General features: G+C 71.4%; 12 protein-coding genes. 9 read left to right on the top strand and 3 right to left on the bottom strand.

Going from position 1 to position 13,703, the window contains the following annotated elements:
* Window positions 1-4: 4 nt before the first annotated feature.
* The 3 genes from dapF (at window position 5) to ACWEN6_RS09345 (ending at window position 4,541) form a co-directional block, all read left to right on the top strand.
* Window positions 5-853: a diaminopimelate epimerase gene (gene dapF / locus ACWEN6_RS09355; RefSeq protein WP_452569753.1), complete on the top strand. Its 849-nt coding sequence runs from the start codon at window positions 5-7 to the stop codon at window positions 851-853.
* Between the two features lie 97 nt (window positions 854-950).
* Window positions 951-3,239, top strand: a complete 2,289-nt coding sequence (locus tag ACWEN6_RS09350) for a tetratricopeptide repeat protein (RefSeq protein WP_452569752.1) — start codon at window positions 951-953, stop codon at window positions 3,237-3,239.
* A 585-nt stretch (window positions 3,240-3,824) separates the two neighbouring features.
* Window positions 3,825-4,541, top strand: a complete 717-nt coding sequence (locus ACWEN6_RS09345; RefSeq protein ID WP_452569751.1) for an HNH endonuclease family protein — start codon at window positions 3,825-3,827, stop codon at window positions 4,539-4,541.
* Between the two features lie 269 nt (window positions 4,542-4,810).
* Here ACWEN6_RS09345 and ACWEN6_RS09340 read toward each other — a convergent pair whose 3' ends face one another.
* The 3 genes from ACWEN6_RS09340 to ACWEN6_RS09330 all read right to left on the bottom strand — a co-directional run bounded on the left by ACWEN6_RS09340 (window position 4,811) and on the right by ACWEN6_RS09330 (window position 7,444).
* Window positions 4,811-5,269 carry a PepSY domain-containing protein gene (locus ACWEN6_RS09340; protein WP_452569750.1) on the bottom strand — a complete coding sequence of 153 codons (459 nt, stop codon included), beginning with the start codon at window positions 5,267-5,269 and terminating at the stop codon, window positions 4,811-4,813.
* Between the two features lie 202 nt (window positions 5,270-5,471).
* Window positions 5,472-6,767, bottom strand: a complete 1,296-nt coding sequence (locus ACWEN6_RS09335) for a sensor histidine kinase (protein ID WP_452569749.1) — start codon at window positions 6,765-6,767, stop codon at window positions 5,472-5,474.
* Window positions 6,764-7,444 (bottom strand): response regulator transcription factor, encoded by a 681-nt coding sequence (locus ACWEN6_RS09330; protein ID WP_452569748.1) that lies wholly within the window; start codon window positions 7,442-7,444, stop codon window positions 6,764-6,766. Before ACWEN6_RS09330 ends, ACWEN6_RS09335 begins: the two co-directional genes overlap by 4 nt.
* A 176-nt stretch (window positions 7,445-7,620) precedes the next feature.
* Between ACWEN6_RS09330 and ACWEN6_RS09325 the strand changes: the two genes are divergently transcribed.
* The 6 genes from ACWEN6_RS09325 (at window position 7,621) to ACWEN6_RS09300 (ending at window position 13,643) form a co-directional block, all read left to right on the top strand.
* The gene (locus ACWEN6_RS09325) at window positions 7,621-8,205 is read left to right on the top strand and encodes a hypothetical protein (RefSeq protein ID WP_452569747.1); all 585 of its coding nucleotides are present in this window, start codon (window positions 7,621-7,623) and stop codon (window positions 8,203-8,205) included.
* Between the two features lie 149 nt (window positions 8,206-8,354).
* Complete coding sequence (locus tag ACWEN6_RS09320) at window positions 8,355-9,305, top strand: SPFH domain-containing protein (RefSeq protein ID WP_452569746.1); 951 nt, start codon at window positions 8,355-8,357, stop codon at window positions 9,303-9,305.
* Between the two features lie 135 nt (window positions 9,306-9,440).
* Window positions 9,441-10,253 carry a VOC family protein gene (locus tag ACWEN6_RS09315; RefSeq protein WP_354835105.1) on the top strand — a complete coding sequence of 271 codons (813 nt, stop codon included), beginning with the start codon at window positions 9,441-9,443 and terminating at the stop codon, window positions 10,251-10,253.
* 723 nt (window positions 10,254-10,976) lie between these two features.
* Window positions 10,977-11,561 carry a CHRD domain-containing protein gene (locus ACWEN6_RS09310; protein WP_452569745.1) on the top strand — a complete coding sequence of 195 codons (585 nt, stop codon included), beginning with the start codon at window positions 10,977-10,979 and terminating at the stop codon, window positions 11,559-11,561.
* A gap of 430 nt (window positions 11,562-11,991) precedes the next feature.
* Entirely contained in the window at window positions 11,992-12,531 is a 540-nt protein-coding gene (locus tag ACWEN6_RS09305; protein ID WP_452569744.1) for a QcrA and Rieske domain-containing protein, read from the top strand.
* A 242-nt stretch (window positions 12,532-12,773) separates the two neighbouring features.
* Window positions 12,774-13,643 carry an RNA polymerase sigma factor gene (locus tag ACWEN6_RS09300; RefSeq protein WP_452569743.1) on the top strand — a complete coding sequence of 290 codons (870 nt, stop codon included), beginning with the start codon at window positions 12,774-12,776 and terminating at the stop codon, window positions 13,641-13,643.
* Window positions 13,644-13,703: the final 60 nt, after the last annotated feature.

Raw genomic sequence — 13,703 nt, 5'->3', positions numbered from 1 at the left:
TGACATGCGCTTCGTCAAGGGCCACGGCACCCAGAACGACTTCGTCATCCTCCCCGACCGTGACGGCGGGCTCGACCTGCACGCCCCGTTGATCGCCGAGCTGTGCGACCGGCGGGCCGGCATCGGCGGCGGCGACGGCGTCCTGCGGGTGGTGCCGGTCAAGGTGAGCCCCGAGGCCGTGCAGATCGCCGAGCGCGCCCGCGAGGCCGGCGCCCCCACCTCCGCCGAGTGGTTCATGGACTACCGCAACGCCGACGGCAGCATGGCCGAGATGTGCGGCAACGGCCTGCGGGTCTTCGCGCGCTACCTCGTGGACGCCGGCCTGGCCGATCCGGGCGAGTTCGACGTCGTCACCCGGGCGGGCGTCCGCCGCGTACGGCTCGATCGCGAGGGCGACGTCACCGTCGACATGGGCATGCCCAAGGTGCTCGGCGAGAGCAAGGCCGGCATCGGCCTCAAGGAGTACGACGGGCTCGTCATCGACATGGGCAACCCCCACCTGGCCTGCGTCACCGGCGAGCCGGTCACCCAGCTCGACCTGTCGGCCCCGCCGGCGTTCGACCCGGCGGTGTTCCCCCAGGGCGTCAACGTCGAACTGCTCAACGCGGTGGGGGAGCGCCGGGTCGTCATGCGGGTCTACGAGCGCGGCTCGGGCGAGACGCCGTCCTGCGGCACCGGCGCGGTGGCGGCGGCGGTCGCGGCGGCCCGGCTCGGCGGCGACCCGCTGGGCACCTGGGCGGTCGAGGTTCCCGGCGGCCTGCTGTCGGTGACGCTCACAGAGAACACCAGCCTGCTGACCGGCCCGGCCGTCCTGGTGGCCTCCGGCGACATCCCCGCCGCTCACCTCCTCTGACACCGGCCGCCCGCCCGGCGGGGCGCGCGGCGAGTTATCCCCACCGCACCGCCCGCATGTTTGGGACATGCTCTGTGAACTGGCAGACTGACCTGCCATGGACGTGGACATCTGGGCCTGGGTCGCAGACACCCAGCGGCAACTGCACGAAGCGGGGAACACCGGGCTGGCGATCGCGCTGGGTGACCTGCCCGCGCAGGCTTTCGAGGGCCGGTACGCCCAGCTCGACGTGATGGCGCCGGCGGTGGCCCAGCAGGCGGAGACGCTGGAGTTGCCCTGGCTGGAGCTGTTCGCCCGCCACTGGCACCTGGTGAGCCGCATCGGCGACCGCGCCCAGGGCGCGGCCGCCCTCGGCGACGCCGAGGCGCTGGTCGAGTTCGCGCACCGCGAGGACACCAAAGAGTGTCCTTCCGTTCCGGCCGCCATCGAGGCGCTGGCCGTCGCCCAGGCCAACACCGACGGCCCCGGGTACGCCGCCGAGCGCCTGGCCGCGCTGGGCGCCGCGCTCGACGGCCTGCGGCCCGACTCCCCGGCCTATTGCGGGCTGGTCACCCAGTACATCGCGGCGCTGTCCGACAAGGGCGAGGTCGAGCAGGCGGTCACCTACTACGAGTCCGCCGCAGCCGGGCGCAGGAGCGCCGACGGGCAGGTGAGCTGGGAGCTCGCGGCCGCGGGTGTGCGGGCGCTGCTCGCCGCCGGCCGCACCATGGAGGCGCTCACCGAGCTCGACGCCGCCAAGGAGTTCCCGGCGGACGACCCGGTGGCGAAAGACCACCGCGAGGGGGTGCTGCGCGCGCTGGTGCTGGCCTCGGCGGGCCGCAAGGCCGAGGGGCTGGAGGCCCTTCCCGACCTGGACGTGGTCGGCGAGCACCCGCGCGACTGGGTCGAGTGGGCCAAGGCCGTCCGCCTGCTCGACGGGGTGATCAGCAACACCTGGCAGCTCGGCCGGGTGCTGCGTCAGTGGATGTCCTACTTCGAGGCGATGGGCGTGCACCGCGGGCGGGTCGAGCTGGCGCTCATCGCCGGAGAACTGGCCGTGGCCCGTCAGGGCGTCTGGCAGGTCCGCGCGCTCGCCGACCTCGCCGAGGCATGGCTGGGCGACCTGCGCGTCACCGAAGGGCTGCCCGAGCGGGTGGCCGCTCTGCGCTCCGCGGCCGACGCCGCCGTGCCGCCCCCGCCGCCGGGCCCGCAGCCCGAGCTGGTCGCCTACTTCGACGCCGCCGACGGCCACAACGCCGACCCCGAGCGCTGGGTCGGCTGGCTGTGGCCGCTGTCCGGCACCGACCTGGAGGCCACCCGCCGGCACACCACCACCCTCGGCTTCCTCGGGTACGCGCCGCTGGGCGCCGACATCCTGTGGAAGACGATCGTCGATGACGCCGACCCGGCCGCCGCGGACGACGAGGACGTCGCCTACCTCACCGGTGTGCTGATCGAGGCCGAGCAGGACGAGCGGCTCGAGCGCTTCGCGGCCATGCTGCCTCCGGCCTCGTCCCACCTGGCGCTTTCCCGTCTGCACCGCGCGCGCGAGCGCTGGGCCGAGACCGCGGCGGAGGCCGAGCAGTCGCTCTCCTCCGGCGCGCAGGGCACGGTCGCGCTGGAGGCCCGCCGGCTGCTCGCCGGGGCCGCCCAGCAGCTCGGGGACAACGTCAAGGGCGCGGCCATCCTGCGTGAGCTGGTCGAGTCCGACGCCGGCGAGGAGGAGGACGTCTGGCGCATGATCGTCATGGCGACCGCCTCGGAAGACTGGGCGCTCGTGCGCGAGGGCGCGGCCAAGCTCGGCATGCCGATCGAGTCCGCCGAGGGCCCCATCGAGGAAGAGTGGCACCTCGTCCGGGTCGTCCTGCCCGTCTCCGACGGCAGCCGCCGGGAGGTGCTCTCGGTGCGCACCGGCCCGGCCACCGCACGGCTGCTCATCCCGCAGCCCCGCGGCATGGACTACAACGCCGGCGACATCGTGGTCATCGACCCGCGCCCGCTGGAGCCGGTTCCCGACAGCGCCGAGGAGCAGGAGAACTACGTCATCCCGTTCGCCGGCGTGGCGATGCTGCGCCCGGGCGGCTACACCAGCTGGTTCTTCGACGGCGCCGCCCCGAGCGAGGAAGACTGGACCGAGTTCAACGAGGTCCTGGCCGAGCGCGGCTGGCCCATGTGGGTCTACAGCGACGAGAACTACTCGGTCACCCACCCCTCCAGCGGCGAGCGTCTCCAGGGCGTCTACGGCTGGATCGCCGTGCCGCCGGGGGTCGAGGCGGTCGAGCTCGACGCCCTGCTCGACGACGCCACCGAGCGCTGGAGCCACCCTCTGGCCTGGCTCGACCTGGCCAGGAGCGCCGGCATCGAGGTCGAGCGCCACGAGCGCATCACCAAGGAGTACGGGCTCTGACCCATTGCGGCGTCCGACCTGCGGTGGCGTCTTGTCCGTTGCGGCGTCGACCTGCGGTGGCGTCTGACCCATCGCGGCGTCGACCTGCGGTGGCGTCTGGTCCACGGTGGCGTTCGATCCACCGGGGTTTACGCCGTACCGCCGCGTGTGATCCAGAACGGGCTCTGATCCTTCGCGGCGTCTGAGTCCAGTGCGAATCCGATCCACCGCGGCGCCCCTGAGCACCTCAGGGGCGCCGGCTGGCCCCCGGCCGAGCGTCACGCTCGCCGGGGGCCGCTTCGTCATCCCCGCGTCGCCGGCGCGGTTGCGGCTCGACGGGCGGTTCCGCCGGTGGTCAGGGGCGTGATCGCCTCCTGAGGCCCGCGATCGTCCTGAGCTCCTCCGGCGCGGCATGCTTGATCGTTTCGGAGGTCGGTAGTGACGTCGGGGTGGCCTGCCGGTCAGCGGATCTTGCTGTCGGAGTTTGCCGTAATCGCTACTTTCGTGGGTACTTGCTATACCTAGGCATTACTTCTCGTTTACCTGGGGGTGGCAGTGCGCCTGCGTGGATCTCGCGCGATCGTTGCCGGAGCGGCGGCGGCCGTCATGCTCACGGCATGTGGTTCCATCGATGCCGGCAACGCGGGGATCGGGACCGACGGCGGGCCGGGCGGAGACGGCGGCGGCGGCTCGACCGGTGTCAGCCCGCTCGACAATCCCAAAGGCACCGAGCGCGGCCTCGGGACGATCAAGTCCGCCAAGGACCGCGCCGCCGCGGTGGCGATCATCGAGAAGGTGCCGACCAAGGGACGCGGTCCCAAGACCGGCTACAGCCGCGACGAGTTCGGGTATGCCTGGGCGGACAACGCCGAGTCCATCCCGTTCGCGCACAACGGCTGCGACACCAGGAACGACGTCCTGGCGCGCGACGGCGAGAAGCTGAAGTACCGCTCCGGCTCCAAGTGCGTCCTGACCTCGATGACCCTGCACGACCCCTACACCGACAAAACGATCGAGTGGAGCAAGCAGGACGCCGCCGAGGTGCAGATCGACCACGTCATGCCGCTCTCGTACGACTGGCAGATGGGCGCGTCGCGGTGGAGCAAGTCCCAGCGCGTCCAGATCGCCAACGACCCGCTGAACCTGCTGCCGGTGGACGGCTCGACCAACTCCTCCAAGGGGGACTCAGGCCCCGCCACGTGGCTTCCCCCGTCCAAGAGCATCCGGTGCTCCTACGCCGTCCGCTTCGCCCAGGTGGCCCTGAAGTACGACCTCCCCGTCACCGCCCCCGACAAAGACGCCATGCTCACCCAGTGCCGCTGACCCAGCGGCCGGGCCACCGTCGCTGATCCAGGATGCGGGCGGCCGCGGATGCCCCAGAGGCCGGACCACCGTCGCTGACCGGGACGCGGGCCGTTGCGGATGCCCCCAGAGGCCGGACCACCGCCGGCCCGGGGACGCGGGCGGCTGCGGCGGGCTCGGGGGGCGGGAACGGTCGCCGGCCTGGTCGTGTCCGCCGGCTGTGGTGCGGATCTCCTCCATCCCGTGCCCCGCGGCGGTCGTCCGCCGCGGGGCAGGGGACGGATGCGGGATCAGTCGTCGTCGTGCTTCTGGCGGAACTTGACGATCGCGCCGGTCCGGACGGAGACGTAGACGCGGTACTCGACGCCGCGCTTGTGCAGCTCGACCTTCCAGACCCGCCGGCCGTGCTCCCATTCCCGCTCGACCTTGCCGACCCGGGCGCCGGGGACGCGCTTCTTGGCGATCCTGATCGCCTGCCGGTAGCTGATCGACGAGCCGGTGACCTGGCCCGCGGTCGTCGTCCCGGTCGCCGTCGAGACGGTCGAGCCCGTGGAGGCCGTCGAGGCGGTCGAGGCGGTCCTCACGCCGGTCCCGGTGGAGGTCAGGGCGCCGGTGGAGGTCCTCCCGGAGGAGATTCCCAGAGCCGATGCGGCCGAGGCGGCGACGGCTCCGGTGCCGAGGACGGCGACGATCCCGGCGCCGGCGATGGCGAGTCTGGCGGTCCTGCCGAAGTGGTGTGTGTTCGTCATGCGCCAAGGCTCCCGCCGGCCGCCCTAACCGCGCGCTGCGACGACATTAAGGCCCCCCTAAGAGCGACGGCCGAGCCCGTGTCCGAGGGGCCGGGCGGCGGGGCGGGAAGACGGCGAATCCGGTGCCGCTGCGCGGCGGGGAGACGGCGGTTTCGGCGCCGCTGTGCGGCGGGGGACCCGGTGGGCGTTCGCGGTCGCGGCGTCAGGTGACCGGTGAGGTGGGAGCGGCCAGGCGGAGGGTGATCCGGGCGCCGCCGGTGGGGGCGGAGCCCAGGGACAGGGAACCGCCGGACGCCTCGGCGGTACGCCGGGCGATGTCCAGGCCAAGGCCCGTCGAGCCGGCGCCGCTCCTGCCCCGCTCCAGGAGATGCCCGCCTTCCACGGCGAGACGGAAACCCGGCCCGGAGTCGGCGATCTCCAGCCGCGCGCCGCCGCCCTCGGCGGGCGCCAGCCGCACGGAGAAGGCCGCGCCCTCGGGGGTGTGGGCGAAGACGTTGCCGAGCAGCGCGTCCACGCAGGCCGACAGCTCCGCCGCGCTCACGGCCACCGTGAGCGGCCCCGGCGGCACGTCCACCTCCGTGATCCGTCCCTGGTCCTCGGCCAGCACCGACCAGAACCTCACTCGCTCGGCCACCACCTGGGCCGCGTCGCAGCTCGCCTGCTCGCGTGAGCGGCGGCGCACGTCCGTGATGACCGAGGTCACGGCGCGCTCCAGCGCGTCCACGCGGACGCCGAGCCGCGCCGCCTCCTCAGGATCGGCCAGCGATTCGGCCTCCAGCCGCAGCCCGGTGAGGGGCGTGCGCAGCCGGTGGGAGATGTCGGCGGCCGTCTCCCGCTCCTCCGCCAGCAGGTCGCTGATGCGTCCCGCGAGATGGTCCAGGGCCAGTCCCACCGCGCGCACCTCGGCGGGCCCGCCGGGGGTGGTCCGCGCCTTGAGGTCCCCCGTGGCCAGCCGGTGCGACACGCGGGCCAGCCCGCTCATGGGCCGGGTCAGCGCCAGGGCCAGGCGGTCGGCCACCAGGATGCCGACGCCGATCAGCGCGAGCCCGAGCAGCAGCATGCCCAGCCACACCTCGCGGACGCCGCGGTGCAGGTCGTCCTCGCCGAGGAACGCCCGGACCACCGCCGTGCCGCCGGGCACTCCCTGCACCGCGACCAGCACCTCCAGCCCCGCCGGAGTCTCGGCCGTCAGGCTCTGCCCGCGCGCGGCCAGCTCCACGGCGGCCGACCGCGGCGCCGGCGCCCCCGCGAGCCGCCCGTCCGGCAGGAACACGGTGATCGCGTGCCCGCTCGCGGCGGAGGTGCGCTCGGCGGTCAGCGTGAGTCCCGCGAGGTCCGCCGTCCCGACCGCCGCCGCGACCGACTGCGCCTCGGCGGTCGCCTGAGTGACCGCGCTGCTCTCGGCCAGCGCCCGGACCAGCAGCGCGAGCGGCACCAGCAGCGCGATGAGCACCAGTGAGGTGGTGGCCGCGACCAGCAGGGCGAGCCAGCGCCTCATGACGGCTCGACCAGTTTCACTCCGACGCCGCGCACGGTCTGCAGGTAGCGGGGTTCTTGGGCGGTTTCTCCAAGTTTGCGGCGCAGCCACGACAGATGGACGTCGACGGTCTTGTCCGCCCCGCCGTAGGGCACCTGCCACACCTCGGTGAGCAGCTCCCGCTTGGTGACCACCTGGCCCGAGCGGACCGCGAGGTAGTGCAGCAGGTCGAACTCGCGCGGCGTGAGGTCCAGGGGGGTTCCGGCGAGGACGGCATCGCGGCTGCGGGGGTCCAGCCGCAGGTGGCCCACCGTCACCGAGGTGTCGGTGCGGCTCTCGGCGGTGCGCCGGAGCACCGCGCGGACGCGGGCGTCGAGCTGGGCCGCGCTGAAAGGCTTCACCACGTAGTCGTCGGCCCCCGCGTCGAGCAGGCGGACCATCTCGGCGTCGCCGTCCCGGGCGGTCGCCACGATCACCGGCACCCGGCTGACCGCCCGGAGCATGCGGAGCATCTCGGTCCCGTCCAGGTCGGGCAGGCCGAGGTCCAGGACGACCAGATCGGGACGCTCGGCGACGGCCATGCGCAGCCCCTCCAGCGCGTTCGGGGCGGAGGACACGGCGTGACCGCGGTCACGCAGACCTCGCATGAGGGCGGTGCGGATCGTCGCGTCATCCTCGACGAGCAGGACAGTGGCCATGGGCGGTTACGCTAACCGGTCCGGCTCACAGGTATGAACCGTGTTATGTCGCCTTTAACCCGGCCTTAGGCTTCGGCCAGGGAACATCGGCCGTATGAGTCCACGACCACGGAGGCACACGTGAACGGCCGCGAGGACACCTTCACGGGCGTGGGTGAGCTGAGGGGGCGGTCGGCGTGAACCGGCGGCCGCTTCTGGTGGTGGGGGGCTGGCTGGTCACCGCGGCCGTGGCCACCGGCGCCGGCGTCGTCGTGACCACCTTCCTCGGGGACGCCGTCACCGGCTCGGCCACCAGGGCGCTCTCGCCCGCCGACGTGCGGCGCTCTCTGGACGCCGCGGCACCACCCTCCGGGGGCCCGCCGCCGTCCGACGCCCCTGCCGCGGCCCCGTCCTCTTCCGCGGTCCAGGCCGCCTCTTCGCCGGACGCCGCTTCGTCCCCCGGGTCAGGGGCCGCCTCACCGGCGCCCTCCGCCACCCCGTCGGCCACCCCGTCCGTCTCGCCGTCCGGCCCGGTCGTCTCGCCGTCGACCCCGGCGGGGCCCGGCAAGGTCATCGCGGCGCGAGGGGGAGTGGTGGTGGCTCGCTGCGAGGACGGCCTGGTGAGGCTGCTGTCGTGGACGCCGGCCCAGGGCTACGAGGTCAAGGACGCCGAGCGCGGACCCCGGGACAAGGTGCGGGTGCGGTTCGAGGGGGGGTCCAGGACCGAGATCGAGGTCCACTGCTCCGGCGGCAGGCCCGTCTCCAGAGTGAAGATCGACTGAGGCCGCCGCTGCCTGCTCCGGGCCGCTCGTCCACAGCGCCGGGCGGCAGGAGGCGCTTTTCCACAGGGGCTTGAGAGGTGGCTCCGCCACCCGGGCCCGGTGTTCTAGGATCGGCCGACCGTAAAGCCTGAGTAAGGATTGGGTGGCCGATGAACGCACGTAAAAGCACCGGTGACGCGGCGCAAGGCGGGAGGCGCGGGCGGTTACTGCTGCGGAGCGTCCTGCTCGCGGTGATCGCCATCGTGGTCCTGGGGTTCGTCGCCACAGGGTGCACCAAGGTGAGCACGGCGCCCGACGAGGTGAGGCTCCACTACGCCGGGGGCCCCTTCGAGGCGATCAAGTTCGTGAAGTGCATCAACCCCTCCAGCGGCGCCGTCTACCTCGGCCCGGGCGACACCTCCTACTCCTATCCGTTCGGGCAGCGCACCTTCGACTTCTCCGGCTCGCCGGACGCCGAGTCCAAGCCGATCACCATCGTCTCCAAGGACAACGTGGAGATGGAGGTCGCCGGGTCGGCGACGTTCACGCTCAACACCTCGTGTGAGACCCTGCGCCGCTTCCACGAGAAGATCGGGCTGAAGTACGGGTCGTATTTCGAGGGCTCGCAGTCCTCCGACGGCTGGCGGCGCATGCTGAACTTCTACTTCAAGCAGCCCCTCGACCGCGCGATGGACGCCGCCTCGCAGGAGTTCGAGTGGAGGAAGCTGTTCAACGATCCCGACGCCAAGCAGCAGTGGGAGCAGCGGGTCGGCCAGCTGGCCCGGCAGTTCATCAAGGAGACCGCCGGCGCCGACTACTTCTGCCAGCCCAACTTCGGGGGCTCTGGTGACTGCGGGGATGTCGTGCTGACCATCCAGAAGCCCGAGCCGCCGCAGACACTCATCGACGCCCTCGCCGCCGAGCAGGCGGCCAAGCAGCAGAACCTCGCTCAGCAGCAGATCAACACCAAGGTCAAGACCGAGCTCGAGTCTATCAAGGACCTGGTGAAGGTGCTCGGCCCACAGGGCGCCATCCTCTGGAAGGCCATCCAGGACGGCAGGGTGCAGGTGGTGCCGGTGCCGCAGAACGGCTCCATCAACATCACCCCCCAGTCACGCTGACCCCACGGCATATGCGTTGATATGTGGGGGTATGTCCAGATAGTGGCAAGCTTGGGGGTCCGGCGCGAGCACGGTCCGGCGTGGATGGAAGTATGCCCCTGAGAGCATGGCACCGTCTCTGGGGGGAGATCTGTGATGTCGGAGCGCTGGCGCTACCCGGACGGCGCGCCCTGCTGGCCGGAGCTCACCACGCACGACGTCCCGCGAGCCGCCCGCTTCTACGCGGACGTCTTCGGGTGGACCTGCCGCGATCTCGGTCCCCAGGTCTGGCACTACACGATGTGCCTGGTCAACAACGTGCCGGTGGCCGCCATCACCCCGCCGGCGGTCGGTCTGCAGAACGTCGACCCGGCCTGGAACACCTACCTCGCGACCTCCGATGTCGAGGCCTCGGCCGTGCGGGTCGAGGCCAACGACGGCAAGCTGGTCATACTCCCCACCACCCTGCCCGGAGAGGGACGATTCGCCCAGGCCGCCGACCCCGAAGGCACGCTGTTCGGGCTGTGGCAGCCGGGCACCCACATCGGGTCGCGGCTGTACGGGGAGGTCGGCGCCATGTGCTGGAACGAGGTCAACGCCAGGAACGCCCGGGTGACCGATGACTTCTACCGTTCGATCTTCGGCTACAGCCAGTGCCAGGTCGGCGACGGGGTCGACTACGACTACGTCATCTGGAAGGTCCGGGAGGTACCGGTCTGCGGTCGGTTGCGCGTCCCGTACGAGTACGAATGGGTGCCCCGCCACTGGATGCTGTACCTGCGGGTGAACGACTGCGCCGAGGCGGTCGCCCGCGTCGTCCGGGCGGGCGGGTCGGTGCACATCCCCGAGTACGAGTCGCGCAGCGGGCCGGTCGCCGTCGTGTCCGATCCCTTCGGCGCCGACTTCGCCCTGTGCCAGCACCCCTACAACGAACACCCTGTCGGCACCATGCCCTTCTCCTCCGTCTGACACCCGCTCCGGCGGTGGCGGGGGCGTCCGATCGTTCCCGCCAGGCCGCCCGGAGACACATCGGGAGGTCCGGTCGGCCCGGCCCCGCCCTTCCCCCCGCGGCACGGACATCTGAGCTGAGGTCATCTCGCGGTGCCGGGCGGACGGCCCGAGCCGTTTCGCCGGGGACGGGACCGTGCTCTCCCCGCGGGAGTGTCGTCTGCAGGGGTGGGCACGGCGATCTCTGTGGAGGACGACCTCGGCCGGTTCATCCCGAGGTGGCCCAGGTCTCGGCGCAGCGGAATTCGAGCCGATTCCTTCTCCCCTGAATTCCACGCCTTTCCGTCGATCGTCCATCACGCCGGAAAGCGACGCGTCCTCGCCCCCCGCATCTTTTCCGAAATGGCCTCAGGGCAGGTGTCCGGAGAATCGGGGGATATTCTCGCGTCGCCCAGCGCTTTACGGGGGTGGGCGGCCTTCTGTGACACCGGCGGACATGGGACGAAATGAAGATCATTCTAGGGGAACTGTCCAGAATGATCGCTTTCTGAGAGGCTTTCCCCGGGTCAGGCGTGTGATCGATCGATGGTGACGGCGCGGGCCTTTCCGCGGGGAATGGTCTTATGGTGAGCCATGTGGCGTTGATCACGTGCCTTATGTCAAGAAGTACCGCTATTGTCTTCTCTGCTGTCCGCAGCGACAAAACAGACAACTCATGGCACAGCGGAGAGGATTATGGTTAACATGGGCGAACAGATCGGCAACCGGCACATTTCGTGGCGGCGGCTCATGGTCGGAGTGACGGCCGGGACGGTCGCGGCGACGGCCGCCGGCGCGGTGATCGCCGCGCCCGCCGGCGCGGCGCCCCAGTCGGCCGCGCACACTCTCGCGGCCACGGCCCAGACGGCCCACACGGCTACGACGGCGACGTCCGCTTCGTCAAGGAAGTACTACTTCGAGGCTGGGCTTCTGGGCCGCAACGAGGTGCCTGAGCCGGGCAAGAAGGTCAATGACCGTGACGGCAGGGCGGTGGCACGCTTCCGCATCAGCGGTAAGCGGATCTACTACATCGTCCAGTGGAGCAGGACCGGCAGGCCGACGGCCTTCCACATCCACCGGGGCAAGGCGGGCGTGAACGGCCCTGTGGTCATCAACCTGCTGTCCAGCGGCGACATCCGCGGCAACATCGCGCGCGGCTCCGCCGTGGCCAGCAGCAGTCTGCTCAGGGACATCAAGAACCACCCGACGAAGTGGTACGCCAACCTGCACACCGCCCAGTTCCCCGACGGCGCGGTGCGTGGCCAGCTGCACACGGGCAGGCGCTGGTAGTCCGCTTCCCGGACCGCCGGGCCACGTACACGGGCTCCGGCCACGGCGTGTCGCGGATGCGCACGGCGTATGCCGGGGCAGGGGAGGACTTCCGATGATCGGGTGACTCCCGCCGCGCGTGGAAGGCTCGGGGCGGCGCCGGCAAGCCCGGTCGCCGCCCCGACGCGACTCTGCGCCTCCGTCATCGCGCCCAGGCAGGTGACGGCTTTTCGGACAGTCCGGTAAGTGTGGAAAAGTACGTGGTCACCCTCACGTGGACTCCGGCAAGCTCCTCAGTGTTCCGCTCGACGTTCCGCTCAGGAGCCGCCGTTCAGGCGCGATGACCTCGGACGAGAGTCGAACGACCATCCGACACACCCCCGGCCGTCGCGGGACGCCGCTCCGGCACGCGTCACGACCGACGGAGGGGAAGCACCTGGAGGACCACCGTATGTGCACGAAGTCTGGTCAGGAATGCCAGGCGCTCAGCGCCGTCACCGATGACCGGCGAGAGGTGCCGTCCCCGGCGGATGCCGCGGCGGGCACCACCCGCCGGGCCGCCATCGTGGGCGTGGGAAGCGCCGGCCTGGCGACCGTCCTGGCCGCCTGCGCCGGCAGAGGCGCGATCAGCGCCGGCATCGGCTCCTCCTCTTCCGGTGCCTCCGCACCCAGCGGGGGCGCCACCCCACCCACCGCCACGACGAGCGGTACCAGCCTCGCCAAGACCTCCGACATTCCCAAGGACGGGGGCAAGGTCCTCCCGGACCACAAGATCGTCATTGTGCAGCCCGCCGTGGGCAAGTTCCGGGCTTTCAGCGCCGTCTGCACACATCGGGGGTGCATGGTGGCCGACGTCTCCTCCGGGATGATCAACTGCCCGTGCCACGGCAGCATGTTCTGGCTCGACGGTAAGGTCATGGGCGGCCCGGCCACCAAACCCCTGACCGAGATACCGATCAAGGTCGACGGCGACACCATCTCGCTCGCCTGAACCAGGGGGCCGCCGTCCGTCGCGGTGGACGCGGCACGGCCGCCGGTCACAGGGATCCGGCACCCCATGTGAGCACCGCGGCCGTGTCCATGTCCCGGTCTCGACCCATGAGGCGAGATCGGCGGGCGTTCGGCACAGTGTCGCGGTGTTATCGACCTGACCGATATGGAGGGACCGTCACGTTCGCCGACGCAGATCTCGTCCGCGGGGCCCAATCCGGCGACGCCTGCTCGCTCGGCCTGTTGCTGGCCAGGTACCAGGCGGACATGCGGGCGGTGGCACTGAGCATTCTCGGACACGGCCCCGATGCCGAGGACGCCGTCCAGGAAGCCGTCCTGATCGCGTTGCGCCGTATCGGGGATCTTCGTGATCCCGACGCCCTGGGGCCGTGGCTGCGGGCGATCGTCCGCAACGTCTGCCGGATGCACCTGCGCGCCACCAGAGCGATGCCCGTCGAGGCGCTGGAGAGGCTCGTCCTCCCACGCGAGGAGCCCGATCCGGCGGAACTGCTGGAACGACACGTCCAGCGGGACTGGGTCTGGCACGCCCTCGACGAGCTTTCGCCGCGCCTGCGGCTGGTGACGATGTTGCGGTACTTCACCCAGGTCACCGCCTATGAGCACATCGCGGAAGTGTGCGGCATCCCCGTCGGCACCGTACGGAGCCGGCTCAGCCAGGCGCGGGCCAAGCTGTCGCAGGCACTGCTGGCGACGGCGAGCCTGGCCCACGACGACGTGGCCGCCCAGGAGACCAGGCGCCGCAGGCAGGCCGAGGAGACGCTGCGGGCGGCCCGAAACGGTTCGTTCGCGGAGGCGCTGACGGATCTCTGCTCGCCCGCGGTGGAGATCACCACGGTGAAGGGCGAGACCACGCCGGGTTTCGGCTGGCTGCTGGGGGCGATGAACCGTGATCTCGAGGCCGGTGTGCAGCAGCGCCTGGGCGACCTCGTGGTCGGCCGTGACGTGGTCATCTGGGAGAACGACCTCATCAACCCGCCCGACGATCCCTTCCACTGCCCGCCCACCGTCGTCTGGGTGAACTTCCTGCACGCGGGCCGGGTCCGGAAGATCCGGCTCGTCCATCCGCGTCCCGCCGGAAACTCCGCACGTTGACCGATCCGGAAATCGAACTCTCCGCGTGAGCGACGCATCTTGTCTGTGTCAGATGACCGG

This window comes from Sphaerisporangium sp. NPDC004334 (assembly GCF_053602655.1).
Note: the sequence above shows the minus strand (reverse complement) of the source record. Positions and strands in the feature narration are given on the sequence as shown.

What these genes read in the sequence shown, in the direction of transcription:
- dapF (WP_452569753.1), top strand. Translation starts at nt 5, where the DNA reads ATGCGCTTCGTCAAGGGCCACGGCACCCAGAACGACTTCGTCATCCTC.
- ACWEN6_RS09350 (WP_452569752.1), top strand. Translation starts at nt 951, where the DNA reads ATGGACGTGGACATCTGGGCCTGGGTCGCAGACACCCAGCGGCAACTG.
- ACWEN6_RS09345 (WP_452569751.1), top strand. Translation starts at nt 3,825, where the DNA reads ATGCTCACGGCATGTGGTTCCATCGATGCCGGCAACGCGGGGATCGGG.
- ACWEN6_RS09340 (WP_452569750.1), bottom strand. Translation starts at nt 5,269, where the DNA reads ATGACGAACACACACCACTTCGGCAGGACCGCCAGACTCGCCATCGCC.
- ACWEN6_RS09335 (WP_452569749.1), bottom strand. Translation starts at nt 6,767, where the DNA reads ATGAGGCGCTGGCTCGCCCTGCTGGTCGCGGCCACCACCTCACTGGTG.
- ACWEN6_RS09330 (WP_452569748.1), bottom strand. Translation starts at nt 7,444, where the DNA reads ATGGCCACTGTCCTGCTCGTCGAGGATGACGCGACGATCCGCACCGCC.
- ACWEN6_RS09320 (WP_452569746.1), top strand. Translation starts at nt 8,355, where the DNA reads ATGAACGCACGTAAAAGCACCGGTGACGCGGCGCAAGGCGGGAGGCGC.
- ACWEN6_RS09315 (WP_354835105.1), top strand. Translation starts at nt 9,441, where the DNA reads ATGTCGGAGCGCTGGCGCTACCCGGACGGCGCGCCCTGCTGGCCGGAG.
- ACWEN6_RS09310 (WP_452569745.1), top strand. Translation starts at nt 10,977, where the DNA reads ATGGGCGAACAGATCGGCAACCGGCACATTTCGTGGCGGCGGCTCATG.
- ACWEN6_RS09305 (WP_452569744.1), top strand. Translation starts at nt 11,992, where the DNA reads ATGTGCACGAAGTCTGGTCAGGAATGCCAGGCGCTCAGCGCCGTCACC.